This window comes from Arthrobacter sp. ov118, assembly GCF_900116495.1.
Taxonomy (GTDB): domain Bacteria; phylum Actinomycetota; class Actinomycetes; order Actinomycetales; family Micrococcaceae; genus Arthrobacter.
This window is the reverse complement of the sequence record NZ_FPAY01000002.1, coordinates 130,148-156,848: the sequence shown is the minus strand read 5'-3', so window position 1 is coordinate 156,848 and position 26,701 is coordinate 130,148. Positions and strand designations below refer to the sequence as shown.

The window sequence follows — 26,701 nt, the reverse complement described above, 5'->3', positions numbered from 1 at the left end:
CTGAACTCCTTAGCAGGTGCGGCCGGATACACGAACGGCCGGCGCCTCCCAGAGTATCTGGAAAGAGCCGGCCGTCCGGGGCGGTGCCTAGTGGGTGTCGACTGCCTCGATTTCGGACTTGTCCTCGCCCCACAGGGTGTGGAACGTGCCCTCGGTGTCAACGCGGCCGTAGGTGTGCGCACCGAACAGGTCGCGCTGGCCCTGGATGACGGCGGCCGGCAGGCGCTTGCGGCGCAGGCCGTCGTAGTAGGCCAGCGAGGAGGAGAACACCGGCACCGGGATGCCGAGCTGGACCGCCGTGGCGACCACGCGGCGCCAGGCCGGCAGGACCTCGGCGATCGCCTTGGTGAACGCCGGGGCGAACAGCAGGTTGGCCGGCTTTTCCGCGGCGGCGTACGCCTTGGTGATTTCCTTGAGCAGTTCCGCACGGATGATGCAGCCGCCGCGCCACAGCGAGGCGATCTCGTCCAGCTTCAGGTCCCAGCCGTATTCCTTCGCGGCGGAGGTCAGCATGTCCAGGCCCTGGGCGTAGGAGACCAGCTTGGAGGCGTAGAGCGCCTGGCGGACGTCTTCGACGAAGCTTTCCGGAACCTCGACGGCGGCTTCGGCGCCGGTCAGCAGTTCCTGGGCCAGGACGCGCTGCTCCGCTTGGGAGGACAGGGCCCGGGCGAAGACCGATTCGGCGATGCCAGAGACCGGGGAGCCAAGTTCAAGCGCGGAGATGACCGTCCAGCGGCCGGTGCCCTTCTGGCCGGCGGCATCCACCACGACGTCGACGAACGGCTTGCCGGTCTTCGCATCCACGTGGCCGAGGACCTCGGCGGAGATTTCGATCAGGAAGGAGGCGAGGTCGCCCTTGTTCCACTCTTCGAAGATCTTGGCCTGCTCGGCCGGTTCGATCCCGGCGCCGGAGCGCAGGAGGTCGAAGGCCTCGCCGATGACCTGCATGTCGGCGTATTCGATGCCGTTGTGGACCATCTTGACGAAGTGTCCGGCACCGTCGGTTCCGATCCATGCGCAGCACGGCTGGCCCTCAACCTGGGCGGCAATCTTTTCCAGCAGCGGGCCAAGGGCGTCGTAGGACTCTTTGGAGCCGCCCGGCATGATCGAGGGGCCGTTCAGGGCACCCTCCTCGCCGCCGGAGACGCCGATCCCGACGAAGTGCAGGTCCTTCTTGGCCAGCGCGGCCTCGCGGCGGCGGGTGTCCTCGTAGTGGGAGTTGCCGGCGTCGATGATGATGTCGCCAGCTTCCAGCAGCGGCTCGAGCTGCTCGATGACCGAGTCGACCGGCTTGCCGGCCTTGACCATGATCAGGACCCGGCGCGGCTTCTCCAGCGAATCGACGAGTTCCTGCAGCGTCTCCGTGCGGACGAAGTCGCCGTCGTCACCATGCTTGGCGAGCAGGGCGTCCGTCTTTTCCACGGACCGGTTGTGCAGGGCAACGGTGAAGCCGTTCCGGGCCAGGTTGCGTGCGAGGTTGGCCCCCATCACCGCGAGGCCGGTGACACCGATGTGTGCTGACATCAAAACTCCAATTCATTTCTGTTCGCCATGGATGCACGGCGACTCATGTATGACGTTCTTCCAGGGCTCGGGCAGGCCGTGCCGCAGTGGGCGGAACCCGCTCTAGATGATCAGTGGCTGTCTATAAACCATATGTATTTCCGCGGGCTGCGGGAAAGCAGCGCCCACGTAGCGGAATAATGCGCGTCACAAACAGTCTATGATCCGCCGCGCCCTTTGCGCCGGTCAGCCCGGACGGGTGCAGCCGCATTATGCTTACGACTATGTCAACCAGCCTCCACCATCGTGCCATTGAGCACCTCGGGAGCCGGATCGTCGCCGGCGAGCTTCCTGCCGGGCACGTCATGCTTGCCGAGCACCTCGAGGATGAACTCAAGGTCTCCCGCTCGGTGGTCCGGGAGGCGGTCCGCGTTCTCCAGTCCCTGGGCCTGGTGGAGACCATCAAGCGTGTCGGCATCCGCGTGCTGCCCGCCAGCAGGTGGAACCCGTTCGACCCGCTAGTGATCCGCTGGCGCCTGGCCGGCGAGGGCCGCGGCGCCCAGCTGCGTTCCCTTGCCGAGCTCCGCACCGCCGTCGAACCGGTGGCTGCCGAGCTGGCCGCGGCCAACGCCCCTGACGAGCTCCGCCGGGAACTCGTGGAGATCTCCCACGCCATGCGGGAGGCCGGGCAGGCCGGGGACGTGCCGAGGTTCCTCGAGCTGGACATTCTGTTCCACTCCCTGCTGCTGACAGGCTCCGGCAACGAGATGTTCGCCAACATGGTGGGTCAGGTCACGGAAACCCTGACCGGCCGTACCCTCCACGGCCTGATGCCGGACCACCCGCGGGAGACGGCGCTGCAGTGGCACGTCGACGTCGCCGAAGCCATTGCCGCAGGGGATGCCGCGGCCGCGCGCGAGGCCTCCAACCGGATCATGCGCGAGACGATCTCCGAGATGGAGCCGGACTGGAAGAACCAGCCGCGGGTTTTTGTCCCGTTCCAGCGATTTTAGAGGCGGCAACGCTTTTAGGGGCGCCACCGCTGTTAGGGGCGTCAGGCTCACTCCGGGGCCGGCCTGAAGTCCAGCAGGACCTTTCCGGATTCGGCGGAGTTCCTGGCCACCCCGAACGCCTCGAGTCCTTGGTCCACCGGAAACGTGTGGGTGACCACGGGATCCACCGCCAACGATCCGTCGGCTAGCGCCGCGATGACCTCGTCGATCTCATCGTTGAAGCGGAAGGACCCCCGCAGCTGGAGTTCCCGCGTGATGGCCAGCGAGATCGGCACTGGCTGCATTCCGGTGGGCAGCAGGCCCACCATGACCACGGTCCCGCCGCGCACGGCGCCCTTGATGGCCGATGCCAGCCCGTGGTGGTTTCCCGAGGACTCGATCACGACGTCGGCCTCCACGGCCTCGATCGCTTCAGCGTCGTCGGCTTTCAGGACCTCGTCCGCCCCTACAGCCCGCGCTATTTCCAGCGGCCGGTCGTGCATGTCCACCGCCACGATCCGCCGCGCGCCGGCGCGCTTGAGGACGGCCACCGCCAAGGACCCGATGGGACCGCTGCCGATGACCAGCGCCGTCTTGCCAGCCACCTTTCCGGCCCGCGAGACGGCGTGCCAGGCGACGGCGGCCGGTTCCGCCAGGGCCGCGGTCCGCAGCTCCAGCCCCGCCGGCAGCGGCCGGAGCATCCGGGCAGGCAGTGCGGCGTAGCGGCTGAACGCACCGTTGGTGTGCGGGTAACGGGCCGCGCTGCCCAGGTAGGTGCAGCCGGGGGAAAGGTTCGGGCGGTCTTCCGGGTACCTGGCGGCACCGGGACCCGGGGTGGCCGGATGCACCGCGACGGCCGTGCCGGCCCCGGGTCCCGAACCGTCCGCCGCGGCCCGGATCACGGTTCCGACGATCTCGTGGCCCAGGATCATGGGCGCCCTGAGCACGGACTCCCCCGCTGCGCCATGCATCCAGTAATGCAGATCCGAGCCGCAGATCCCGCCGAAGGCCACTTCGATAAGCGCTTCATCGGGTCGCGGCACCGCTACCGGCATGTCCTCGATCCGCAGGTCGCCCGCCGCGTGGGCCACCACCGCTGCGGTCCGTGCCGGCAGCACTGCTGCGCCGCCCATCAGACCACCACCGTCATTCCGCCGTCGACGAAGATCGTCTGCCCGTTGACGAAGTTCGACCCGTCGGAGGCCAGCCACACCGCGGGACCGGCCAGGTCCTGGACGGTCCCCCACCGGTGGGCCGGGGTCCGGCCCAGGATCCACGAATTGAAGGCCTGGTCATCCACGAGGTTCTGGGTCATTTCAGTGTGGATGTAGCCCGGCGCGATGCCATTGATTTGCAGCCCGGATCCGGCCCACTCCGCCGTCATGGCACGGGTCAGGTTCCGCAGGCCCCCCTTCGCCGCAACGTAGGGCGCGATCGTGGGACGGGCCAGGTCTGTCTGCACCGAGCAGATGTTGATGATCTTGCCGTGGCCGCGCGGGATCATGTGCCCCGCCGCCTCCCGGCCCACGAGGAAGGCGCTGGTCAGATCCGTGGAGATCACGCGCTCCCAGTCGGCGACATCGAGCTCGAGCATCGGCACCCGGTGCTGGATGCCGGCGTTATTCACCAGGATTTCAAGTGGCCCGATGTTTTCTTCCACCCAGGCGACGCCCCGGGCTGCCTCGGCGTCGCTGGTGACGTCGAACGCGCAGCTGTGGATCCGCCCCGGCGGGTAGTCCGCGGCCATTGCAGCTTCCGCGGCCTTGAGCCGCTCGGCGTTGATGCCGTTCAGTACCACCGTGGCGCCGGCGTCGGCCAGTGCCCGGGCCAGGGCGTTGCCGATCCCGCGGCTGGAGCCGGTGACCAGGGCGGTCCGGCCTGTCAGGTCAAAAAGTCCACTCATGGTTCGCTGATCCTCAATGCGTGTTTGCTGCTGGGGTGACTGTTGTGTTGCCTGCTGTGCTGCATCTGGAGGTGCCGCTGAGATTGCAGATGGTTTGCCGCACGGCGGCGAGGTCCTGGTCCCCGAGGCCCTGGCGCAACAGAGCCGCGTAGAGCTGCACGCCCGCGGCCGCCATGGGTGTTGCCACAGCGGCGGCGGCGGCGCTTTCGAGCACGAAGGTCAGGTCCTTGTGCATGAATTTGGCGGGGCCGGTGGGCTCGTAGTCTTTCGCGGCGAGCCGGGGCCCCACAATGTCCAGAACCCGGCTTCCGGCCAGGCCGCCGGCGAGCACCTCGTAGAGCGCGGGCACGTCCAGGCCGGAACGTTCGGCAAGCTCCGCCGCTTCGGCGAGCGCCGCCGTCGTGGTTCCAACAATGAGCTGATTGCACGCTTTGGCGAGCGAGCCCGACCCCAACTCGCCCAGCCGCCGCACCGTGCCGCCCATCGCGTTGAAGAGCGGCAGCAGCCGCCGGAACTGGTCCTCGCTTCCGCCCGCCATAATGGCGAGCGTCCCGTCCAGCGCGCCTTTGGTGCCGCCGCTGACGGGAGCATCGACGACGACGGCGTTCCCGCCGCTGGCCCCGGCCACCCGTTCGCCGAATTCCTTGACCAACGCCGGCGAGACGCTGCTCATCACCACGATGACAGTTCCGGGGGCGGGCGGTTCCTGCGCCCAGCAGGCCAGGAGCCCGGCGCTGGCGTCCTCAATATCGGAAAGGTCCGGAAGCATGAAGACAATGACGGGCTGGTCGCGGAGATCGGCGACCGCTGTGACGCGGGAACCGCCGAGGGCCTCGAACGCCTCCAACGCCGCCGGCGAGCGGTTCCAGGCCCGCACGGCCCACCCCGCCGCCAAGAGATTTGCCGCCATCGGTGCGCCCATCAGGCCGAGCCCGACAAACCCCGCTTCCTTCCGGTCCAGCTGCATGTTGCCTCACTCCGTCGTGGTTAATCTGCTCAAACTTGTTCAGTATTCTAACCTCCATTCAGTATGATGAACAGCATGACGACTCAAACCACCGTCGCGATTGCCGTCCCGCTCGAAGCAGAACATGTGGAACGTATCCGCGCCGTCGACCCCACTGTGACTGTCCTCTACGACCCCGAACTCCTGCCGCCCGAACGCTTTCCCGCCGACCATGCGGGCGATCCGGACTTCCGCCGGACGCCGGAACAGGAAGAGCGCTACTGGGACATGCTCAACAAGGCCCAGGTGCTTTACGGGTTCCCCAACGAAAGCCCGGCCGGCCTTGCCAAAATCGCCGGCAGCAATCCCCGCCTGGAGTGGATCCACGCCATGGCGGCCGGCGCGGGCGGCGCGGTGAAGGCATCGGGGCTCGACGCCGCGACGCTGCAGAAGTTCAAGGTCACCACCTCCGCCGGGGTGCACGCCCTTCCGCTCGCCGAGTTCGCCGCCCTCGGCATCCTCAACGGTTTCAAGCGCAGCGCCGAACTGGCGCAGGACCAGGCAGCCAAGGTCTGGCCCGAGCTGCGCACACCAACGCGGCTGGTGAACGGTTCCCGCCTCGTGGTCACCGGACTGGGCGAGATCGGGCTCGAAACTGCACGGATCGCGCGTGCCCTGGGCATGATCGTCAGCGGCACCAAACGGACCGTGGAGCCCATCGAGGGCATCGAGGACGTCACGGACAACCACGGCCTCGTGGACCTGCTGGGCTCGGCCGACGCCGTGGTCAACACCCTGCCGGGCACCCCCTACACGGAGAAACTCTTCGGCCGCGAAGTCTTCGCTGCCATGAAGCCGGACACGGTTTTCGTGAACGTGGGCCGCGGCACCGTCGTGGACGAAGAGGCACTGCTTGAGGCGCTCGGGAACGGCCAGGTCTCCTACGCCTGCCTCGATGTGTTTGCCGTGGAGCCGCTTCCGCAGGACAGCCCGCTGTGGACCCACCCCCGGGTGATGGTATCCCCGCACACCTCGGCCCTTAGCGCCGCAGAGAACCGGCTGATCGCCGACCGCTTCTGCAGCAACCTGCGGACCTACCTCGACGGCGGCGAACTCCCCCACCTCGTGGACACGGTCCACTTCTACTAGGTCTAACCCCCCACCCCTGCGGCCCGCGCCGCAGCGCATACCAGGGCGGCCCCTCCGGTTCCGGAGGGGCCGCCCCTTGCATTGGTGCGCACCGCCGCGGCTGTGCGCGTCCCCCGGCAACGCGCTTCGGCAGAACGCCGTCTCGCAGAAACGGCTGTGGCCCCTTCCCGGGTGGAAGGGGCCACGGCCTCTGGTTCTGCTGGTCTTGCGGTTGGACCTAGTGCGCGTCCTCCGTCAAAAGGAGATCGCGTCCCGCCGTCTCGGGCGTGAAGAACGTGGTGACGAACGAGATCAGGGCAAGCACCAGCGAATACAGTGCGAGCACCAGCCAGGAATGACCCGTAGCGGCCAGCAGGGCGGCGCCCACCAGCGGCACCAGTCCCCCGGCCAGCACGGCGGAAAGCTCCCGGCTCATGGCCACACCGGTGAAGCGGTACTGCGAGCCGAAGAGTTCCGGCAGGAGCGGGCACTGCGGTCCGAGCATCGACTGCACGCCGAGGGCGATGCCCACCACCATGACAACCCAGACGAGCGTGACGTTGCCCAGCGTCACCAGATAGAACGCCGGCAGCGCGATGACTGCCTGGAAAAGCGCACCGTAGCGGTAGACCGGCACGCGGCCGAACCTGTCGGACAGCGCGCCGAAGGTAATCACCATGACGGCGGCGAAGCCCGCCGCGATGAGCAGCCCCACCGGACCGATGAACTTATCGTCCGGGAAAATACCGCCCTTGGCCGCCAGGAACGCGATGAGGAGGGCTGAATAGATCGAGGAATTCCCGTTCTCGCCCATCCGCAGCCCGATACCGATCAGCACGTTCTTCTTGGAGTTCTTCCACAGCTGCCCGAGGGGGTTCTTGACCACGTTCTTGTGCTTTTCCAACTCCTGGAAGACGGGCGTTTCCTTCAGCCGCAGGCGAATGAAGATGGCGACCACAACCAGGAGCACACTGGCCAGGAAGGGCACCCGCCAGAGCCAGCCCTCCAGGACGGCCTTGTCAGCCATCGCTATGAGGGCGAACGTTCCGGCACCGAGCAGCGTACCCAGCTGGATGCCGACGAACGGGAGCGAAGCAAAGAAACCACGACGGCGGCGCGGTGCGACTTCGGAAATCAGCGTGGTGGCGCCGGCCTGCTCCGCTCCGGCGCCGAGTCCCTGCAGGATGCGCAGCGTCACCAGGAGAACGGCACCCAGCATGCCTGCCTGTTCGTACGTCGGCAGCAGGCCGATGGCAAAGCTTGCGGTTCCCATCAGGCCAATCGTTAGGATCAGCACCATCTTGCGCCCGAACCGGTCACCGATGTATCCGAAGACCATGCCGCCAAACGGCCGGGCCGCGAAGCCTACGCCATAGGTGGCGAACGAGGCGATCAGGGCTCCGTCATCGCCGAGCGGCTTGAAGAACAGCGGGCCGAAGATCAGGGCCGAAGCCAGGCCGTAGATGTAAAAGTCGTAGTACTCCAGGGCGGAGCCCACGGAGCTGGCAAGCGTTGCCCGCCGCAGTTGGTCCGGATCGACGACGGCGCCGTCCGCTTCTGCGAGCGGTGTATTAGTACTAGTTGTCACAAGCACTCCCTCAAGAACACTCCAGACCCCCGTTGGCCTGGTGGGATAGGAGCAACCCTCGAGGAGTCGATCACTATGTTGAACAGCGTACAACATACTGATCGACGAGCCAATGACTATCAGACTTATTCTTGCCGGGGCGGAAGTTGCCCCGGCAGAGACTCAGCCCATGGGATTGCCCAAGGAGCGGGCCAGGTCCTGGAGTTCCTTCACCATCATGGCGCCCTGCTCCTCGGAGTAGGTCGCCTTCAACGCGGTGACCGAGAGGCCCAGGCTGGGCCCGTGCGCACCGCGCGTGGGGACGGCGACACCGAGGCAGACAACGCCCGTCGTGGATTCCTCGTCCTCGAAGGCGTAGCCGCGCTTCCGGATGAGGGCGAGTTGCTCCTTGAGTTCAGCTCCGGTCCGCAGCGATTTTGGCGTCAGGATCGGCAGTTCGGCGTCGTCGGGAAACATCTCGTCGATGTCGTGGTCATGCAGCCGCGCGATCAGGGCCTTGCCCACGGCGCACAGGGACACCGGCATTTTGTCGCCAATGTTTGACGTCAGGCGAACCGCGGGATGCCCTTCGTACCGGGCCAGGTAAATGACGTTGGTCCCGTCCAGCATGGCGATGCGGACAGTTTCGCCGGACAGGGTGGGGGCCTGCTCGCAGAAGCGGTAAAACTCCTGGACCTCATCGAGCCGGCTGAGGTACGCCGCACCGAGCTCCACCAGTTTGCGCCCGAGGGTGAATTCTGCCCCTTGGCGGCTGATCAGCCGGGCCTCCTCGAGCGCGAGCAGCAGGTTGGACGTGGAGGACTTCGGGATTCCCAGCTCCCGGGCCAGGTCGCTCAGCGTCAGGCGTCCGGTCGCAGACGCGGAGAGTGCGTCCAGCACGGCCGCGGCTCGGGTGACGGCCGGCGCAGGTGACGCGCTCCCCAATCCGTCAGAGGTCCGGGGTACTCGGGAATCGGCCATGATTCTCCTTCAGGTATTGCGCGTAGATCCGTGCCGTCATGGGCAGCCATCTCTTGACTGCCGTCCAGTCAGTTGAACACTAACCATCATAGTGTCTGGTGCCAGAATTCGGCACGGCGGGAGAGCCTGCGGCCACTACAGGGTTCGTCAGCTGGCCGATCCCGGAGATGTGGCAGCTGACGGTGTCGCCGGCGGCGATGGGAACGGTCTGTGCGGGAAATCCCGTGAGGACGAGATCGCCGGGGTGCAGCGTCATAAAGGACGTCAGATAAGCGAGGATCTCTTCGACTTTCCAGCCGAGATCGGCGGAACCGGCCGCCTCGAGTTGCACGCCGTTGTGCTGGATTCCGATTGTGAGGTTCCCGCCCGGCAGGCCCGTTACGATCCAGGGTCCCGCGGGTGTGAACGTGTCCTGGCTCTTGGCGCTGATCCACAAATCATCGGAGTCTTGCAGGTCACGGGCGGAGACGTCGTTTCCGATCGTGTAACCCAGAATGGCCGTCGTTGCGTTCCCCGGCGTCAAGCCCCGGGCCTTGCTTCCGATGACAACGGTCAGCTCGGCCTCCGGCTCAACGCGGCCCACGTTTGGCTGGAGTTCGATGGCGTCACCCGGCCCGACCACGCTGGTCGCCGCCTTGTGGAAGGCTTGCGGCGGAAGGTCGCGGCCGGCGCGGCCGGTGTTGTGCGCCATGCCCAGAACGTTGGCGGGGACGCTCGGGGCCAGGAAGCTGAACGCTTCCTCATCTACGCTGGCGCCCAGTTCCCAACCGTCGCGGGGCGGGCTGCCTGCGTTGGCGGCAGAGCCGGGGAACGGCGTCGGCGCCACGGTCCACACCCTGCCTGCAGCGCTTTCGAAGTCCTCGGCGTCATTTATGACGAAGAAGTGCTCGTCTTCGTCAAGAGGGGAAACGGGGCGGACTCGGGCGATTCGGCGGCCACTTGGAACGGTCATGAAACACATCCTAGGCAGGCGGGCGGCCGGGTCCGGTTAGGCCATCGATTAGGGTATTTACGTCGGGCGGAAACGGCGCCCGGCGTTTAACATTTCCAAACGTTCACGGTATATTCATAACAAGCCTTCCACCGCGGCATCCCCCAATAGTCGCGGTGGAAGGCTTTTCCAATGCCGGTTTGGGCGGGGATTCTAGGCAGCGTCCGCGACTGCCTCCCGCAGGCGCCAGCCGCCGCCGAGTCCGTCCCGGATCAACTCCATGGTGGTAAGCGCGGATCCCACGTTGCGGCCAAGCCGGGCCTGGACCTGCCAGACCTCGACGTCCACCCGGCTGCGTCCCTTCGGCATCCGGCGCTCTGCCTCCCACCAGTTCACGCGCTCGAACCAGCGGACCGGCTCTGCCCCGATCAACCATTCCCTGCCCCCGCGGACCACCGCGTGGGGCTGCCCGTCTGGACCTGTCTTAATCACCACGTGCTCCATGCCCGTCACACTAGGGCGGGGCTCAGACAATTTCGGGTGTCGGACGGGCCCTGATCCCCTCAGATTCCCGAAACCACAAAACCCCGCCATAACCGGTCCCTTGGACGGCAATGACGGGGTTCTTCGTGGTGGGTCCTACCGGGATCGAACCGATGACATCCACGGTGTAAACGTGGCGCTCTACCAGCTGAGCTAAAGACCCAAACCGCGGCATCCGCGCCTCAGCGCTTCAACCAACGAACAGCTACTCTACCGGACGCAACCGGCCCAGCGCCAATTGGCCGGCGCCGCGCCGATGCTGCACCAAGACCGCTCAGAGCGGCGGCAGCTCGGCGGCGAGCCAGGTCAGGGCCCCGCTGACGCCTGTTTCAAGCTTGATGGTGGCCAGGTCATCCCCGCGGGTCGCTCCCCTGTTGATGATGACTACGGCCTTGCCCTGCTTCGCGGCGTGGCGGACAAAGCGCAGGCCGCTCATCACGGTGAGGGACGACCCGGCCACCAGGAGCGCCCGGGCCGCGTCGACCATGGCGTAGGAGCGCTCCACCCGGTCCTTGGGCACGTTTTCCCCGAAGTACACGAAGTCGGGCTTCAGCGTCCCTCCGCAGGCGGGGCAGCGGGCGACGACGAAGGATTGGATCAACGCGGAGTCTTCGACCGTGGCGTCGGCATCCGGCGCCATTTCAACGGCCCCGCCGGCGCGGGCCCGTTCGAGGAACCCGGGATTGAGCTCCTCCAGGACGCCGGCCAGGAGCCTGCGGCTGTATCTCCGGTGGCAGTCCAGGCAGACGACCCGGTCGAACCGGCCGTGCAGGTCCACCACGTTGATGCTCCCGGCGTCCTGGTGGAGCCGGTCGACGTTCTGGGTGATGAGCCCGGTGAGCAGCCCCCGGTGCTCCAGCCGGGCCACTGCGGCATGGCCGTCGTTCGGGTCCGCCCGGCGCAGATGCGACCAGCCGATGTGGTTCCGGGCCCAGTAGCGCTGCCGGTTTTCGGCAGCGCCGATGAATTCCTGGTAGGTCATCGGGGCACGCGGGACGGCGCCCGGGCCGCGGTAGTCCGGGATGCCGGAATCCGTGCTCAGGCCGGCGCCGGTGAGCACCGCGAACTGTCGCCCGGCCAGGAGCGCGTGGATGTGCTGCAGGATCTGGAGCTCGCTCCGCCCCAGTTCGGCCGGGGTACCGGCGGCAGTGACCGGGGGAAGGCTGGCAAACCCGGTCATGCCGATCCCTGGCCGCCGCTGCCTCACCGGATCAGTTCCCGCCGAGCCCCGCGAGGGCGGTCCGGTATTCGGCGAGGTCGCGGGCCTGGCCGCGGGGGTTGACCACGACATAGCGGACAACGCCTGACGCGTCGATGATGAAGGTGCCTCGCAGGGCCATCCCGCTTTCGGCGTCGAACACGCCGTAAGCCGAGGCCACCGCGCCGTGCGGCCAGAAGTCGGCGAGCAGGTCGAAGTCGTAGCCTTCCTTTTCGGCGTACGCGCGCTGGGCGAACTTGCTGTCCACCGAGACCGCCAGCACGGCGGCGTCAGCGTCCTGGAAGAGCGCCAGATTGTCCCGGATCTCGCAGAGTTCCCCGGTGCAGATGCCGGAAAAAGCGAAGGGATAAAAGACAATCACGACGTTGCCCCCGCGGAAGTCCGAGAGGCGTACCGGTTCGCCGAACTGGTTGGCGAGCTCGAAATCCGGGGCAGAATCGCCGACGGCGGGAACCGGCGCGGCGCCGGCGGCGGCGTCTTGCTGGACCGCTTGGGTCATTTGTTCTTCCGCGTGACCAGCCGGGTCGCGCTCCAGTCCTTGGAGACGCCCGCCGAGGTGGTGTAGTGAAGTCCTGCGGTGGGCGCGGCGTCCTGGATGTCGGCCGGCGAAACGTAGCCGGCACGTCCGGACTTGGGGGTCAGGACCCATACGACGCCGCCCTCGGTGAGCGTGGTCAGCGAATCAACCAGGGTGTCAACGAGGTCTCCGTCACCAGCCCGCCACCACAATATGGCGGCGTCGACGACTTCGTGATCGTCCTCATCGAGGAGTTCAGAGCCCGTAAGATCCTCGATGTCGTCACGCAAGTCGAAGTCGACGTCGTCGTCATAACCGAATTCCTGAATAAGGTCCCCGTCTTTGAAACCCAGTTTCTCCGCCACATTTACCGAAGTGGCGGCGTCGGCCTCGCTCACGTGTTGCTCCTATGCTTTGTGAATTGCTTCATGTTTTCAATGGCACTAGTGATTTCCATTACTCCAAGCCAACACCCTTTGAGCCCTCGCTTCAAGCTGTTGGCACCGCGATCCGCCATATTCTGCGTCACACAGGGCAATCCGAAGGCTGTCGGGCAGCGCTCGGTCACACAACCAGTATGCCCGTGAAATGCGTCGAGGGGTCCAGACTACGGCTACGCATCAGCCTGCTCCCCCGGCTAGAGTGGCTGTTGACGACTACGCCTGCGCGGGCAACCGCCCTAATGACACAGGCAGGCGTACCGTGACTGGACCGCCCGGCGCATCCGACCGGGCTGTTGTAACCGATATGTCGCACACGTCGCGTTCACCCCAGGCAGTCACCCTGCCCGGAGCTGAGGGTGCCGATGGATGCGCTCAAAGAGAGGTTGGACGTGGCTGCAGGAGAAGATACCTCCCATATCCTCAGCGGGTTGACTAACCAGCTGCCTGATCGTGATCCGGAAGAGACCGCCGAATGGCTGGAGTCCCTGGATTCTTTGATTCAGGAACAGGGCACCGAACGTGCCCAGTACATCATGCGGAGCCTGCTTCAGCGGGCCGGGGCGCAGAGCGTGGGTGTTCCGATGGTCACCACCACGGACTACGTCAACACGATCCCGGTGGACCAGGAAGCGCCCTTCCCGGGCGATGAGGAGATCGAGCGGAAGTACCGGGCGTGGCTGCGCTGGAACGCGGCGGTCATGGTGCACCGGGCGCAGCGCTCCGACATCGGCGTCGGCGGGCACATCTCCACGTACGCCGGGGCCGCGACCCTGTACGAGGTCGGGTTCAACCATTTCTTCCGCGGCAAGGACCACCCCGGCGGCGGTGACCAGATCTTCTTCCAGGGCCACGCCTCCCCCGGCATGTACGCCAGGGCGTTCATGGAGGGCCGTTTGTCCGAGGAGGACATGGACGGCTTCCGGCAGGAAAAGTCCAAGGAAGGCCACGCCCTCTCCTCATACCCGCACCCGCGGCTGATGCCGGAGTTCTGGGAATTCCCCACGGTTTCGATGGGCATCGGGCCGATGAACGCGATCTACCAGGCCCAGTCCAACCGGTACCTGCACAACCGCGGCATCAAGGACACCTCCGACCAGCAGGTCTGGGCGTTCCTGGGCGACGGCGAAATGGACGAGCCGGAGTCCCGCGGGCTGCTGCAGCTCGCCGCGAACGACAAGCTCGACAACCTGAACTTCGTCATCAACTGCAACCTGCAGCGCCTCGACGGACCCGTCCGCGGCAACGGCAAGATCATGCAGGAACTTGAGGCATTCTTCCGCGGTGCCGGCTGGAACGTGATCAAGGTGGTCTGGGGCCGGGAGTGGGATGACCTGCTGGCCAAGGACCGGGACGGTTCGCTGGTGAAGATCATGAACGAGACCGTCGACGGGGACTACCAGACGTACAAGGCCGAGTCCGGCGCGTTCGTCCGCGAGCACTTCTTCGGCCAGACTCCGCAGACCAAGGAACTGGTCCAGGACCTCACCGACGACGAGATCTGGAACCTCAAGCGCGGCGGACACGACTACAACAAGGTCTACGCCGCGTACAAGGCAGCGACCGAGTTCAAGGGCAAGCCCACCGTCATCCTGGCCCACACGGTCAAGGGTTACGGCCTGGGCACGCACTTCGAGGGCCGCAACGCGACCCACCAGATGAAGAAGCTCACGATGGCCGACCTCAAGGCCTTCCGCGACCACCTGCGTATCCCGATCACGGACGAGCAGCTGGAAGCAGACCTCTACCGGCCGCCGTACTACCACCCCGGCATGGACTCCCCCGAGATCCAGTACCTGATGGGCCGCCGTAAGGAACTCGGCGGATTCGTCCCCGAGCGCCGCTCCAAGCACGTCGACGTCACACTCCCGGATGAGAAGGTCTACGAAGTCGCCAACCGCGGTTCCGGCAAGCAGCAGGCCGCCACCACCATGGCGTTTGTCCGCCTGCTTAAGGACCTCATGCGGGACAAGGAGTTCGGCAAGCGGATTGTGCCGATCATTCCGGATGAGGCCCGTACTTTCGGCATGGACGCGTTCTTCCCGACGGCGAAGATCTACAACCCGAACGGCCAGAACTACCTCTCCGTGGACCGTGAGCTCGTCCTGGCATACAAGGAGTCCATCTCCGGCCAGATCGTGCACGCCGGCATCAACGAGGCCGGTTCCGTGGCTGCCTTCACGGCCGCCGGCACGTCCTATGCCACGCACGGCGAACCACTCATCCCGGTCTACGTCTTCTACTCGATGTTCGGGTTCCAGCGCACAGGCGATTCCTTCTGGGCCGCCGCCGACCAGATGACCCGCGGGTTCATCATCGGCGCAACGGCAGGGCGCACCACGCTGACCGGCGAAGGCCTGCAGCATGCGGACGGGCACTCCCCCATGCTTGCGGCAACCAACCCGGCCGTCATCACCTACGACCCGGCATACGGCTACGAGATGGGCGTCATAATGCGTGACGGCCTCAACCGGATGTACGGTCCCGGCCCGGCCGACAACGACCCGTCGCGGAACGTGATGTACTACATCACTGTCTACAACGAGCCGATTGTTCAGCCGCCGGCACCGGCGGAACTCGATGTCGAGGGCATCGTCAAGGGCATCTATCTGCTGGCGCCGGCCAAGATCGACGGCCCGCGCACGCAGATCCTTGCGTCTGGTGTGTCGGTTCCCTGGGCCCTCGACGCCCAGCGGATCCTCGCGGAGGACTGGGGTGTCTCCGCCGATGTCTGGTCCGTGACCTCCTGGACCGAACTGCGCCGCGACGCCATGGCGGCCGAGGAAGACGCCTTCCTCAACCCCGGCCAGCCCGCCCGTGTCCCGTTCGTCACCCAGCAGCTCGCCGGCGCCACCGGACCGATCGTCGCCGTGACGGACTACATGAAGGCCGTGCCGGACCAGATCCGCCAGTTCCTGCCGAACGAGTTTGCCTCGCTTGGCGCTGACGGCTTCGGCTTCTCGGACACCCGCGCCGCGGCGCGCCGGTTCTTCAAGAACGACACCCACTCCGTGGTGGTCCGTTCCCTGGAGATGCTGGCCCGCCGGGGTGAAGTGGATGCCCAGGCTCCGGCCCAGGCTATCGAGAAGTACCGCCTGCACAACGTCAACGCCGGCACCACCGGCAACGCGGGCGGCGACTCCTAACGGCCCCTGCCGGGCGGCGACGTCTGGCAGCCGTGTCCGACGGCGGCTCCACTCCGAAAGGAGGGGGCCGCCGTCGGGCGTTTAAGCGCCGGGGGCCTATAAGCTCCGGAGGCAATTAAGTCCGGTGCCCGGGCCGGGCTGCTGTGATGCAGGACAACGACAGTTGTAGCCTTCGCACAAATGGAGCTTTGGGCGGCGCGGTGCGTATGCTCGATGCATGGCAGAGCCGATCACCACTCCAGAAAAACGCAAGCCGGCCTCGCGGGCGATGACTCCGGAGAAGGCAGAGACGCTCAAGAAGCTCCGGGCCAGCGTGGGCCAGCTCTCGACCACAACACTGCGCCAACTGGAAAAGTCCCTGCCGTGGTACAGCCGGCTGAACTCGGATGAACGCTCTGCCCTGGGCATGGTGGCCCAGAACGGCATCGCGGCGTTCGTGACCTGGTACGAGCGGCCCAGTTCGCCGTCGTGGATCCTGTCCGACGTCTTCGGCACCGCCCCGACCGAACTGACCCGCTCCATCAGCCTCCAGAAGGCGCTCCAGCTCATCCGGATCGTCGTGGAAGTCGTGGAGGACCAGGTTCCGGTCATCGCCCCGGAGGCGGACCAGGCGGCCCTCCGGGAGGCCGTGCTGCGCTATTCCCGGGAGGTCGCGTTCGCGGCTGCCGACGTCTACGCCCGCGCCGCGGAATCCCGCGGCTCCTGGGACACCCGGCTGGAAGCCTTGATTGTCGATGCCATCCTGCGCGGCGAAAACACGGACGCGCTGCGGTCAAGGATTGCGGCCCTGGGCTGGAAGGCGCAGGAGCGGTTCACCGTCATGGTGGGCAATTCCCCGTCGGAACCGAGTGCCAGCTACGTCAGCGAGCTGCGCCGCACCGCCGGACGCTTCGCCGAAGACGCCCTCGTGGGCATCCAGGGCGACCGCCTCATCCTGATCCTGGGCGGGGTCCAGGACCGCGAGACCGCGTACTTGAAACTGAGCGAACTCTTCGCCCCCGGCCCGGTGGTCTACGGCCCCGAGGCCGGCTCCCTTCTCGAGGCCAGCGGTTCTGCCCAGTCGGCCTTCGCCGGGCTCACCGCGGCCCGCGCCTGGCCCTCGGCGCCCCGCCCGGTGGCGGCAGATGATTTGCTCCCCGAGCGCGTCATCTCCGGCGACGACGCGGCGCGCCGGTCCCTGGTCAAGAACATCTACCGGCCCCTGGTGGCGGCCTCCAACGGGCTGGTGGAGACCCTGGGCACCTACCTCGAACTGGGCCATTCGCTTGAGGCGACAGCCCGCGAACTCTTCGTGCATGCCAACACGGTGCGCTACCGGCTCAAGCGGGTGTGCGACGTCACCGGGTGGGACCCGCTCCTGCCACGGGAGGCGTTCGTGCTCCAGACCGCGCTCGTCGTGGGCCGGCTGTCGACGCCGCCGAAGGCCCCCGCCGAGCGGCAACCTGCCCGAAACGGCTCCTGAACCGTTGTAGACTTCCTACAAACTGACCCAGTGAGCTTGGTGTATGAAAACACCAATGTTCACGCGGTAATTTGGAAAGCTGGTTACGTGCTTGCAATCGTCTGCCCTGGACAGGGCTCCCAGACCCCTGGTTTTCTGGCCCCCTGGCTGGAACTGCCACCCGTCGCAGGCCTCCTGGCCTCCCTCAGCGAAATAGCAGGCATCGACCTCACCGCCCACGGCACCACCTCGGATGAGGAAACCATCAAGGACACTGCCGTCGCGCAGCCTCTGATCGTCGCGGCGGGCCTTGTGGCCGCCAAGTCGCTGTTCGACGTCGAACTGGGCACGCTTCCGGTCATCCTTGCCGGCCACTCCGTCGGCGAAATCACCGCGGCCTCACTGGCCGGCGTCCTGACCGAAACCGAGGCCATGACGTTTGTCCGCGAACGCGCCAACAGCATGGCCGCCGCAGCTGCCGCCACCCCGACCGGCATGAGCGCCGTCGTCGGCGGCGACCCGGCCGAGGTCCTGGCGGCGATTGAAGCCGCCGGCGCTACCGCGGCTAACGTCAACGGTGCGGGCCAGACCGTGGCCGCCGGCACCCTGGAGCAGCTCAAGGTCCTGGCCGAGAACCCGCCGGCCAAGGCCCGGGTCATTCCGCTGAAGGTCGCCGGTGCGTTCCACACCTCGCACATGGCCCCCGCCGGTGTTGCGCTCAAGGCGCTGCGCCCGTCGCTGCACCCCGGCAACCCGCATGTGCCGCTGCTGTCCAACTTCGACGGCGCGGAAGTGGCCGACGGCGGCGCCGCCGTCGACAGCCTCATCGCCCAGGTGTCCCGCCCGGTCCGCTGGGACCTTTGCATGGAGACGCTGGTGCAGCGCGGCGTGACCGGTGTGATTGAACTGGCTCCCGCAGGGACCCTCGCCGGCCTGGCCAAGCGCGGCATGCCCGGCGTCAAGACCGTCACCGTCAAGACCCCGGACGATCTTTCCGCGGCCCTGGCCCTATTTGCAGAACTGGAGGGAGGGGCATGAGCGTTCCCACTCTGAAGCAGGCGCCTGTCCAGGAAAACACCCGGATCCTGGCCGTCGGCGCGTACCGGCCCGAGGTCATCGTCACCAACGACGACGTCTGCCAGTGGATCGATTCCTCGGATGAATGGATCCGCCAGCGCACCGGCATCATTACGCGGCACCGCGCGCCGGCCGACGTCAGCGTGATCGACATGGCCGAAGGCGCCGCCCGGGAGGCGTTGGAGAAGGCCGGCATCGAGGCCTCCCAGCTGGGCGCCGTGATCGTCTCCACGGTCACCCACCCCTACGCCACCCCGTCCGCCGCCGCGAGCCTGGCCGACCGGCTCGGCGCGACGCCGGCTCCGGCGTTCGACATCTCCGCCGCCTGCGCCGGGTACTGCTACGGCATTGCCCAGGGCGATGCCCTGGTGCGCTCCGGGGCGGCGAAGTACGTCCTGGTGGTGGGCGCCGAAAAGCTCTCCGACGTCATTGACAACACGGAACGGACCATTTCCTTCCTCCTCGGCGACGGCGCGGGCGCCGTCGTCATCGGCCCCTCCGACACACCCGGCATCAGCCCTTCGGTGTGGGGCTCGGACGGCAGCAAGTGGGATGCCATCGGCATGACCCACTCCATGCTGGACGTCCGGGAACTGGCCCGGAGCGGCAAGAACAGCGGAGCCGTCAGCGCCGAAGAAGCCGCCGTGACCGACGCGTCCCTGTGGCCGACCCTGCGCCAGGACGGCCAGACCGTCTTCCGCTGGGCCGTCTGGGAGATGGCCAAGGTGGCCCAGCAGGCGCTGGACGCCGCCGGCATCACGTCCGAGGACCTCGCCGCCTTCATCCCGCACCAGGCCAACATGCGCATCATCGACGAGATGGCCAAGAAGCTCAAGCTGCCCGAGACGGTCAAGATCGCCCGTGACATCGCCGACGCCGGCAACACCTCGGCGGCGTCGATCCCCCTGGCCACCCACCGCCTGCTCGAGGAAAACCCCGAGCTCAGCGGCGGGCTGGCGCTGCAGATCGGCTTTGGAGCCGGACTGGTCTTCGGCGCCCAGGTGGTCGTGCTTCCCTAGGCAGCCACCCGCTTTTCTGAACTGAATACGTTCTGCCTGTTCCACCCTGCACCGCAGGCCTGAGATTCCGATCTCTTCCCCGGACGGCGCACCGCAAGCATTCCCGCACCAAGCCGAAACCCTCGGTTTGAATCATTTCCGCCCTAGACGGCCGGCACTCCACCGGCAGCCGAGGGCACCAACTAGAAAAGGAGCCATCAATGGCTAGCAACGAAGAAATCCTGGCCGGCCTGGCTGAAATCGTCAACGAAGAGACCGGCCTGGCGCCGGAGGCTGTCGAGCTGGACAAGTCCTTCACCGAAGACCTGGACATCGACTCCATCTCCATGATGACTATCGTCGTCAACGCCGAAGAGAAGTTCGGCGTCCGCATTCCGGACGAAGAGGTCAAGAACCTCAAGACCGTCGGCGACGCCGTCACCTTCATCTCCAGCGCCCAGGCCTAAGCCACGCTCTCGCCGGCGACGGCGGACCCGGTGGCCGGTCCCGGCGCAGCAGCGCCCGGACCGGCCGCCCAGCACCACCATTCGAGTGCACCACCATTCGAGTGCACCACCATCAAGTGCACCACCACAGAGTTTTCCCCACGCAGGCCCCGGTGACCCCGTTTGCGGGTTCCGGATACGGCAGGCGCACCGACAGAGAGTGATCCCATGGCACGCAAAGTAGTCATTACCGGGCTGGGTGCCACGACGCCCATCGGCGGCGATGTCCCCACGATGTGGAAGAACGCGCTCAAGGGCGTCTCCGGCGCGCACACGCTTGAGGACGACTGGGTGGCAAAATACGAACTGCCCGTCCACTTCGCCGCCCGCGCCTCCACCCCGGCCCTCGAGGTCCTTAGCCGGGTCGAGGCCAAGCGCATGGACCCGTCCACGCAGTTCGGTGTCATAGCGGCCCGGGAAGCATGGGCCGACTCCGGGATCACGGAGATCGACCACGACCGCCTCGCCGTGGCCTTCGCCACCGGCATCGGCGGCGTCTGGACTTTGCTCGACGCCTGGGACACCCTGCGCGAAAAGGGCCCCCGCCGTGTCCTGCCGATGACCGTGCCCATGCTGATGCCCAACGGCGTCGCGGCAGCGGTCAGCCTGGACCTCGGTGCCCGCGCCGGCGCCCACACCCCCGTCTCCGCCTGCGCCTCCGGCACGGAAGCCGTGCACATGGGCCTGGACCTGATCCGCTCCGGCAAGGCCGACGTCGTGGTCTGCGGCGGCGCCGAGGCCGCCATCCACCCGATGCCGATCGCGGCTTTCTCCTCGATGCAGGCGCTCTCCCGCCGCAACGATGACCCCGAGCACGCCTCCCGCCCCTACGACCTGGGCCGTGACGGCTTCGTCATGGGTGAGGGTGCCGGCGCCCTCGTCATCGAGGCCGAGGAGCACGCTTTGGCACGCGGCGCCCGGATCTACGCCGAACTGGCCGGCACCTCGGTCACGGCCGACGCCTACCACATCACCGCGCCGGACCCCCAGGGCCTCGGCGCCACCCGCGCCCTGAAGGCCGCCATGTTCGACGGCCGCATCCAGGCCGAGGACGTTGTGCACGTCAACGCGCACGCCACCTCCACCCCGGTCGGCGACAAGCCGGAATACACCGCGTTGAAGGCGTCCCTGGGCAAGCACGTGGACAGCGTGGCCGTCTCGGCCACGAAGTCCCAGATGGGGCACCTGCTGGGCGCCTCCGGTGCCGTCGAAGCGGTCCTGACGGTCTTGGCCGTGTACGAGCGCAAGGCCCCGGTCACCATCAACCTGGAGAACCAGGACCCGGAAATCCCGCTCGACGTCGTCACGACGGCCCGCGACCTGCCCGCCGGCAGCATCACCGCGCTGAGCAACTCGTTCGGCTTCGGCGGCCACAACGCCGTGATCGCGGTTCGCAGCGTGTAGTTCCACCACACTTCCCGGCCTCACGACAGATGGCGGCAATGTTCATCATGAACATTGCCGCCATCTGTCGTTTGGCACCTAGCTATGGATTTGGCGCCGGCTGTGAAATTGCTGCGGAACTGCCGCGGGTTGCGCCTGGCGGTATTTAGCCGACCTGGTGGAGCCAGCGCACCGGGGCGCCCTCGCCGGCGTGGCGGAAGGGCTCCAGTTCCTCATCCCAGGCCTCACCAAGGGCGAGCGAGAGTTCGTGGTAGACGGCCGAGGGGTCGCCGGCGCCGGATTCGTAGGCGTAGCGAATGCGGTCCTCGGAGACCATGATGTTGCCGTGCACGTCAGTGGTGGCGTGGAAGATCCCCAGCTCGGGGGTGTGCGACCAGCGTCCGCCGTCGACTCCCTGGCTCGGCTCTTCGGTGACTTCGTAGCGCAGGTGCGCCCAGCCGCGCAGAGCCGACGCCAATTGAGCCCCCGTGCCCGGCTTTCCGGTCCACGACAGCTCGGCCCGGAACATTCCGGGCGCAGCAGGCTGAGCAGTCCACTCCAGATCCGTCCGTTTGTCCACGACCGACCCTATGGCCCACTCGACGTGGGGACACAAGGCAGTCGGGGCCGAGTGAACGAACAACACACCGCGGGTCAGTGCAACAGACATTCCATCCTCCATAGCTGTAGGTACGTCTTCCCCAACGACCTCTGCCTGGATGTAAGTCTGTTGCGCGGATCCGTAATGGTGCCGGCGGTCCCTGCATGACTACTAATGTACAACCGGTTTCCAAGCTGGACGTGATGCATTCCAGCTTCAAGCTCGACTTGAAACTTCCCGGGCGTGAGTTTTATTCTGCCCTACCCCTCCTAATTCCGCCAGTGCGATTCGGCGCGTCTTCTCGGCGCGCCGTTCCGGGTCCCGGGGAGCACCTGGGCGGGCCCCTCCAACGCTGGTTTCAGCGGTCTCCGCGGCCCGTCCAGATACGGTCCGGGCCAGCCGTGGCTTCCGCCTGAGATCGCCCGCATGACGCCGCATGACACGGCATGGCACCGGGGACGCGGCCGCGGGAGCCGGTCGGTCCGGGACCAAGCAGCTAGCCGCCGGACGCTGCTTGACACGCCCTGCGGGCCGGTCGCAGCCGCGCAGCCGCCGGGCCGGTCGCAGCCGGGCAGCCCCCGGGCCGGTCGATGCCGGCCAGCCTTCGTGCCGGTCGCAGCCGGGCAGCAGCCGTGCGGGTCGGTGCCCCGGCCCACCTCACGCCCGGGGGTGCGCCTGCTGGTAGCTTTGCCGGAGCCGCTCCACGGAAACATGGGTGTAAATCTGCGTGGTGGCAAGGCTGCTGTGGCCGAGGATTTCCTGCACGGCACGCAGGTCCGCCCCGCCGTCGAGCAAGTGGGTGGCGGCCGAGTGCCGCAGCGCGTGCGGCCCGGTGGCAGCGGTGTCCCCCAGCCGCTCCAGCATGTCCTTCACCACGCTGCGGACCTGGCGCTGGTCCACCCGGCCGCCGCGCACGCCCAGGAAAAGCGCCGGGCCGCTCGTTCCGGTCGCGAGGGCCGGCCGGCCCCGTCGGAGCCAGTCGTCGACGGCGAGCGCCGCCGGCAGCCCGTAGGGCACGGTGCGTTCCTTGTTGCCCTTGCCGAGCACGCGCAGGGTTCTGCGGTCCGGGTCGAGGTCGTCCACGTCCATGCCGGCCAGCTCGCCAACCCGGACGCCCGTGGCGTAAAGGAGTTCGAGCATGGCGCGGTTGCGCAAGGCCAGCGGTTCCCCCTCGGTCGAGGCCGCTGCCGCGTCATCCACCAGCCGCCGGACCTGGCGCTGGTGCAGGACACCGGGAAGGGACTTCTCCCGTTTCGGGGCCTTGAGCCGCAGGGCGGGATCCGCTCCGATCAGCTCCTCGCGGACGGCCCAGGCGGTGAAGGCCCGGGCCGTGGCGGCGCGGCGGGCCAGGGTGGCACGGGACTTCCCGGACTCGCTCTGGGCGCCGAGCCAGCGGCGCAGGGTACCCAGTTCCACTCCCGCCAGGTCTTGGACCCCCTCGGTCGCGGCGTGTGCCAGCAGGCTCTCGACATCGGAGAGGTAGGCCCGCACCGTATGCGCGGATCGCCCCCGCTCCGCTTCCAGGTAACGGCCAAAGCGTGCGGCGGCGCCAGCCAGCGCGGCGGGAAGAACCTGTGTAGACACCCTCTTACTCTGGCAGTAATCGCGGGGCAATCAAGGAGCCGGTCGGCGAGCCGCCGCATACCGGCGGCACTGAGCATGTCAGGACTCCTTCCCTGTGCGTTTCCAGCCGCCGTGCCGGGATTCTGCCAGCCCCAACAAGCCCAGCCGGCCAAGCCCTGCCCGGACCGATTCCGGGCTCAGGCCGGCCACCGCGGCGAGCTTCTCGACCGAGCTCGTGGTCCGCAGCGGCAGCGCGTCGAGCAGGATCAGATCCTCGAGGGTGAGCCCGTCCTGAACCGCGGTCTGGCCCGTTTTGTCCGCGGGCAGGGAATCACCGCTCGGGGAGGCGAGTTCGGCGATTTCCCCCGCATCCGTGACGCACACGGCCCCGCCTTCCCGGAGCAGGCGGTGGCAGCCGGCCGAATTGGCGCTGTGGATTGATCCGGGAACGGCGCCCACGGCCCTGCCCAGGGTTTCCGCGTGGTGGGCCGTATTGAGCGCACCGGACCGCCACCGGGCCTCGACCACCACGGTGACGGACGCCAGCGCCGCAATCAGGCGGTTCCGTTGCAGGAACCGGTAGCGGGTTGGCGCGGACCCGGGCGGGACTTCGGCCAGGACTGCGCCGTGGTCGGCCACGGCGCGGAGCAGGTCCTCGTTTCCGGCGGGATAGAACCGGTCCACTCCCCCGGCCATGACGGCAATGGTGGGCAGGCCGGCCGGGCTTCCGGCAAGGGCCGCCCTGTGGGCGTGGGCGTCGATCCCGTAGGCACCGCCGGAAACAATCGTGAAGCCGCGCTGGGCCAGCGCGTACGAGAGGTCACCCGTGACCGAGGCTCCGTAGCTGGTGCTGTCCCGGGAACCCACGAGGGCGATAGTCATCGCCGCGGCGGGCAGCTCCTGCTCGACGCCGCGCCACCACAGGCACAGGGGCTCCTGGAGCCCGAGGTCCGCCAATTGTGGCGGCCACAACCCGTCTGAGGGAATGATGAGCCGTCCGCCGAGCCGCTGCATGGTGGCCAGGTCCCGTTCGGGGGCGAGGTCGGGGATCCGCGGCGCCCAGCGCTGCAGCGCCCCGCTCAGCCCGGACCAGCCGCTGCCGGAGCCGCTGTCAGCGAGGATTGCTGCGATCTTCTGCTCAAGCGCGGGACTGGCCGCGAGCCGGCCGCTGGCGATCGCCAGGGCGTCCTGCGCCCCTGCGGCCTGCACCAAGGCCAGGGCCGCTGCGTCCTGCGGCTCGAACAGCCGGGACAGGGCTGCCCGGGCTGTCCGTTCGTCATCGCTCATGGTGGTTCCTTCGGCTTGGCTTGCGTTGGTCTGGAGTTGGGAATCTGGGCCATCCGGCTCACGGGGAGGCCGACGCGGCCTGGCGCAGACCCAGCGCCTGCCCTACGTCATCGCCGTCCGGGACGTCACGCAGGGACAGGTCCGCAAGGGTCCAGGCGAGGCGCAGGACACGGTCATAGCCGCGTGCCGTCAGGGCGCTGCGTTCCAGGGCGTAGTCCAGGATGCGAGTGGTGGGAGCCTTGAGCCGCAATGCTCCACGCAGCAGGCGGCCTGGCACCTGCGAGTTCGTTTCCATCCCGAAGGGCAGCAGCCGCTCCAGCTGACGGTCCCGGGCCGCGCGGACCCTCGCCGCGATGGTTGCGGATCCCTCCTCGGCCGCGGGCTGGCCGAAGCTTGCGAGCGAGACCCGTTCAACTTCGAGCTGAATGTCGACCCTGTCCAGCAGGGGTCCGGACATGCGGGCCTGGTACCGGCGGCGCATGGTGGGGGTGCAGATGCAGTCCACCCCTTTCCCTGTTGCCTTGCCGCAGGGGCAGGGGTTGGCCGCGAGGACCAGCTGGAAGCGGGCGGGATAGGCGGCGGCCCCGGCCGACCGGTGGATCACGACTTCACCGCTCTCGAGCGGTTGCCGCAGCGCGTCCAGGACGCCGCGATCATATTCCGGGGCTTCGTCGAGGAAGAGAACACCGCGGTGCGCCCGGGACGCCGCCCCGGGCCGCGGCAGCCCGGACCCGCCGCCGATGATGGCCACCGCCGTGGCGGTGTGGTGCGGGTTTTCGTAGGGCGGGCGGCGCACCAGCTGCACGGAGCCCGAAGGCAGCGTACACAGGGAACGGATCGCGGTGACCTCCATGGCCTCGGTGTCACCCAGGTCCGGCAGCAGGCCCGGCAGCCGTTCGGCGAGCATGGTCTTCCCGGCGCCGGGCGGTCCCGTCAGCAGGAGGTGGTGGGCGCCCGCGGCGGCCACTTCCAAAGCCCTGCGGGCCGCAGCCTGGCCGGAGACATCGCACATGTCCGGCGCCAGCGCGGGAACGACGCCGGCACCGGGGTCTTCCTGGTCCTCCGGCTCGGGTTCGAAGTCGAGGGCCAGGTCCTGCGGATCGGCGCCGCAGTCGAAAGCCAGCCGGGCCAGCGTCGCGTAGCCCCGGACCCTGGCGCCCGGAACGAGTGCGGCCTCGGCCACGTTGGCCCGGGCAACGACGACCTCGGGATAGCCCGCCTGCACCGCGGCCATCACAGCAGGAAGGATGCCGCGCACCGGCCGCAGCCGGCCGTCCAGTCCGAGTTCGGCGATGAAGACGGTGTGGCCCGTGGGCCGGATGTCGTTGGCCGCGAGCAGGACGGACATGGCGATGGCGAGGTCAAAGCCGGAGCCGCGTTTGGGCAGCGAGGCCGGGATGAGGTTGGCCGTGATCTTCCGGCGGCTCAGCGGGATCCCGGAGTTCTGCGCCGCGGAGCGGATGCGCTCCTTGGCCTCGTTGAGCGAGGCGTCCGGGAGACCCAGAATCACGAACGCCGGCAGGGTCTGGCCGATGTCGGCCTCGACCTCCACGATGTAGCCCTTGAGGCCCACGAGGGCGATAGAGTACGTCCGGCCCAGCGCCACCTAGCCCACCCCTTTAAGGTGTTCGAGGGCGGGCTCGCCGATGCCGTCGTCGAGCACGGCAACCACGTCCACACGGCAGGGCGCGGGCGTTCGCAGCCCCTGCACCCGGCACCACGCCGACGCCAAACGGTGCAACCGGCCCAGTTTCTCCGCGCCCACAGCCTCAAACGGATGTCCGTAGGCAAGGGATTTCCGGGTCTTCACCTCCGCAATGACCAGCGCGTCGCCGTCCAGCGCCACGATGTCGATCTCGCCTTCGGGACAGCGCCAGTTGCGGTCCAGAATCTGCATGCCCTGGGCTTCCAAGTAGCACGCCGCCAGTTCCTCACCGCGCCGGCCCAGCACGTCCTTAGCTCTCATGCCTCCAGCGTGCAGCGCCGCCCGTGGCGGACACAGGACCCACTTGGGCTATGTGGACAACCC

The 26,701-nt window shown here is 67.5% G+C and carries 24 protein-coding genes and 1 tRNA gene; 8 read left to right on the top strand and 17 right to left on the bottom strand.

Annotated elements, in window-relative coordinates; all coding sequences use genetic code 11:
- Window positions 1-87 precede the first annotated feature (87 nt).
- On the bottom strand, window positions 88-1,524 hold the full coding sequence (gndA, locus tag BM372_RS06125) for an NADP-dependent phosphogluconate dehydrogenase (protein ID WP_090953235.1): 1,437 nt from the start codon (window positions 1,522-1,524) through the stop codon (window positions 88-90).
- Window positions 1,525-1,787: 263 nt separating this feature from the next.
- Here gndA and BM372_RS06120 point away from each other — a divergent pair, with 263 nt between their 5' ends.
- Window positions 1,788-2,516: a FadR/GntR family transcriptional regulator gene (locus BM372_RS06120; protein WP_090953233.1), complete on the top strand. Its 729-nt coding sequence runs from the start codon at window positions 1,788-1,790 to the stop codon at window positions 2,514-2,516.
- Between the two features lie 47 nt (window positions 2,517-2,563).
- Here BM372_RS06120 and BM372_RS06115 read toward each other — a convergent pair whose 3' ends face one another.
- The 3 genes from BM372_RS06115 to BM372_RS06105 are packed head-to-tail and all read right to left on the bottom strand — an operon-like array spanning window position 2,564 to window position 5,365.
- Window positions 2,564-3,628 (bottom strand): L-idonate 5-dehydrogenase, encoded by a 1,065-nt coding sequence (locus tag BM372_RS06115; protein WP_090953231.1) that lies wholly within the window; start codon window positions 3,626-3,628, stop codon window positions 2,564-2,566.
- Window positions 3,628-4,398, bottom strand: a complete 771-nt coding sequence (locus BM372_RS06110) for an SDR family oxidoreductase (RefSeq protein WP_090953229.1) — start codon at window positions 4,396-4,398, stop codon at window positions 3,628-3,630. Before BM372_RS06110 ends, BM372_RS06115 begins: the two co-directional genes overlap by 1 nt.
- Window positions 4,399-4,411: 13 nt before the next feature.
- Complete coding sequence (locus BM372_RS06105) at window positions 4,412-5,365, bottom strand: NAD(P)-dependent oxidoreductase (protein WP_090953227.1); 954 nt, start codon at window positions 5,363-5,365, stop codon at window positions 4,412-4,414.
- A 63-nt stretch (window positions 5,366-5,428) separates the two neighbouring features.
- Between BM372_RS06105 and BM372_RS06100 the strand changes: the two genes are divergently transcribed.
- Window positions 5,429-6,493 (top strand): D-2-hydroxyacid dehydrogenase, encoded by a 1,065-nt coding sequence (locus BM372_RS06100; RefSeq protein ID WP_090953225.1) that lies wholly within the window; start codon window positions 5,429-5,431, stop codon window positions 6,491-6,493.
- Between the two features lie 217 nt (window positions 6,494-6,710).
- Here the strand turns inward: BM372_RS06100 and BM372_RS06095 are convergent, their stop codons facing one another.
- The 8 genes from BM372_RS06095 to BM372_RS06060 all read right to left on the bottom strand — a co-directional run bounded on the left by BM372_RS06095 (window position 6,711) and on the right by BM372_RS06060 (window position 12,628).
- Window positions 6,711-8,060 (bottom strand): MFS transporter, encoded by a 1,350-nt coding sequence (locus tag BM372_RS06095; RefSeq protein ID WP_090953746.1) that lies wholly within the window; start codon window positions 8,058-8,060, stop codon window positions 6,711-6,713.
- Between the two features lie 162 nt (window positions 8,061-8,222).
- On the bottom strand, window positions 8,223-9,020 hold the full coding sequence (locus BM372_RS06090; protein WP_090953223.1) for an IclR family transcriptional regulator: 798 nt from the start codon (window positions 9,018-9,020) through the stop codon (window positions 8,223-8,225).
- A gap of 79 nt (window positions 9,021-9,099) precedes the next feature.
- Window positions 9,100-9,972, bottom strand: a complete 873-nt coding sequence (locus BM372_RS06085) for a fumarylacetoacetate hydrolase family protein (protein WP_090953220.1) — start codon at window positions 9,970-9,972, stop codon at window positions 9,100-9,102.
- Between the two features lie 192 nt (window positions 9,973-10,164).
- Window positions 10,165-10,455 (bottom strand): hypothetical protein, encoded by a 291-nt coding sequence (locus BM372_RS06080; protein WP_090953218.1) that lies wholly within the window; start codon window positions 10,453-10,455, stop codon window positions 10,165-10,167.
- A 126-nt stretch (window positions 10,456-10,581) separates the two neighbouring features.
- Window positions 10,582-10,657 (bottom strand) — tRNA-Val (locus BM372_RS06075).
- Window positions 10,658-10,768: 111 nt separating this feature from the next.
- The gene (locus BM372_RS06070) at window positions 10,769-11,674 is read right to left on the bottom strand and encodes an NAD-dependent protein deacetylase (protein WP_371261705.1); all 906 of its coding nucleotides are present in this window, start codon (window positions 11,672-11,674) and stop codon (window positions 10,769-10,771) included.
- Between the two features lie 31 nt (window positions 11,675-11,705).
- Window positions 11,706-12,212, bottom strand: a complete 507-nt coding sequence (locus tag BM372_RS06065) for a peroxiredoxin (RefSeq protein WP_090953214.1) — start codon at window positions 12,210-12,212, stop codon at window positions 11,706-11,708.
- The gene (locus BM372_RS06060; protein WP_090953212.1) at window positions 12,209-12,628 is read right to left on the bottom strand and encodes a DUF3052 domain-containing protein; all 420 of its coding nucleotides are present in this window, start codon (window positions 12,626-12,628) and stop codon (window positions 12,209-12,211) included. The genes BM372_RS06065 and BM372_RS06060 overlap by 4 nt, the downstream gene beginning before the upstream one ends.
- Before the next feature lie 407 nt (window positions 12,629-13,035).
- On the opposite strand from BM372_RS06060, the gene aceE reads away from it, so the two are divergent.
- The 6 genes from aceE (at window position 13,036) to BM372_RS06030 (ending at window position 21,242) form a co-directional block, all read left to right on the top strand.
- Window positions 13,036-15,816 carry a pyruvate dehydrogenase (acetyl-transferring), homodimeric type gene (gene aceE / locus BM372_RS06055; protein ID WP_177235913.1) on the top strand — a complete coding sequence of 927 codons (2,781 nt, stop codon included), beginning with the start codon at window positions 13,036-13,038 and terminating at the stop codon, window positions 15,814-15,816.
- 217 nt (window positions 15,817-16,033) lie between these two features.
- Window positions 16,034-17,278, top strand: a complete 1,245-nt coding sequence (locus tag BM372_RS06050) for a PucR family transcriptional regulator (protein WP_090953210.1) — start codon at window positions 16,034-16,036, stop codon at window positions 17,276-17,278.
- Between the two features lie 87 nt (window positions 17,279-17,365).
- Complete coding sequence (locus BM372_RS06045) at window positions 17,366-18,295, top strand: ACP S-malonyltransferase (RefSeq protein ID WP_090953208.1); 930 nt, start codon at window positions 17,366-17,368, stop codon at window positions 18,293-18,295.
- Window positions 18,292-19,353 carry a beta-ketoacyl-ACP synthase III gene (locus BM372_RS06040; RefSeq protein WP_090953206.1) on the top strand — a complete coding sequence of 354 codons (1,062 nt, stop codon included), beginning with the start codon at window positions 18,292-18,294 and terminating at the stop codon, window positions 19,351-19,353. Before BM372_RS06045 ends, BM372_RS06040 begins: the two co-directional genes overlap by 4 nt.
- 200 nt (window positions 19,354-19,553) lie before the next feature.
- A complete protein-coding gene (locus BM372_RS06035) occupies window positions 19,554-19,799 on the top strand; it encodes an acyl carrier protein (RefSeq protein WP_090953205.1) in 246 nt (81 codons plus the stop codon).
- Window positions 19,800-20,006: 207 nt separating this feature from the next.
- Window positions 20,007-21,242 carry a beta-ketoacyl-[acyl-carrier-protein] synthase family protein gene (locus BM372_RS06030; RefSeq protein ID WP_090953203.1) on the top strand — a complete coding sequence of 412 codons (1,236 nt, stop codon included), beginning with the start codon at window positions 20,007-20,009 and terminating at the stop codon, window positions 21,240-21,242.
- Window positions 21,243-21,387: 145 nt separating this feature from the next.
- Here the strand turns inward: BM372_RS06030 and BM372_RS06025 are convergent, their stop codons facing one another.
- From BM372_RS06025 to BM372_RS06005, 5 genes are all read right to left on the bottom strand, one after another.
- Complete coding sequence (locus tag BM372_RS06025; RefSeq protein WP_090953201.1) at window positions 21,388-21,891, bottom strand: DUF3145 domain-containing protein; 504 nt, start codon at window positions 21,889-21,891, stop codon at window positions 21,388-21,390.
- A 588-nt stretch (window positions 21,892-22,479) separates the two neighbouring features.
- A complete protein-coding gene (locus BM372_RS06020) occupies window positions 22,480-23,406 on the bottom strand; it encodes a tyrosine recombinase XerC (protein WP_090953199.1) in 927 nt (308 codons plus the stop codon).
- A gap of 78 nt (window positions 23,407-23,484) precedes the next feature.
- Window positions 23,485-24,672, bottom strand: coding sequence for a DNA-processing protein DprA (dprA, locus tag BM372_RS06015; RefSeq protein ID WP_090953197.1), 1,188 nt, complete (start codon window positions 24,670-24,672; stop codon window positions 23,485-23,487).
- 58 nt (window positions 24,673-24,730) lie between these two features.
- Window positions 24,731-26,278, bottom strand: coding sequence for a YifB family Mg chelatase-like AAA ATPase (locus BM372_RS06010; RefSeq protein WP_090953195.1), 1,548 nt, complete (start codon window positions 26,276-26,278; stop codon window positions 24,731-24,733).
- A complete protein-coding gene (locus BM372_RS06005) occupies window positions 26,279-26,638 on the bottom strand; it encodes a YraN family protein (protein ID WP_090953193.1) in 360 nt (119 codons plus the stop codon).
- Window positions 26,639-26,701: the final 63 nt, after the last annotated feature.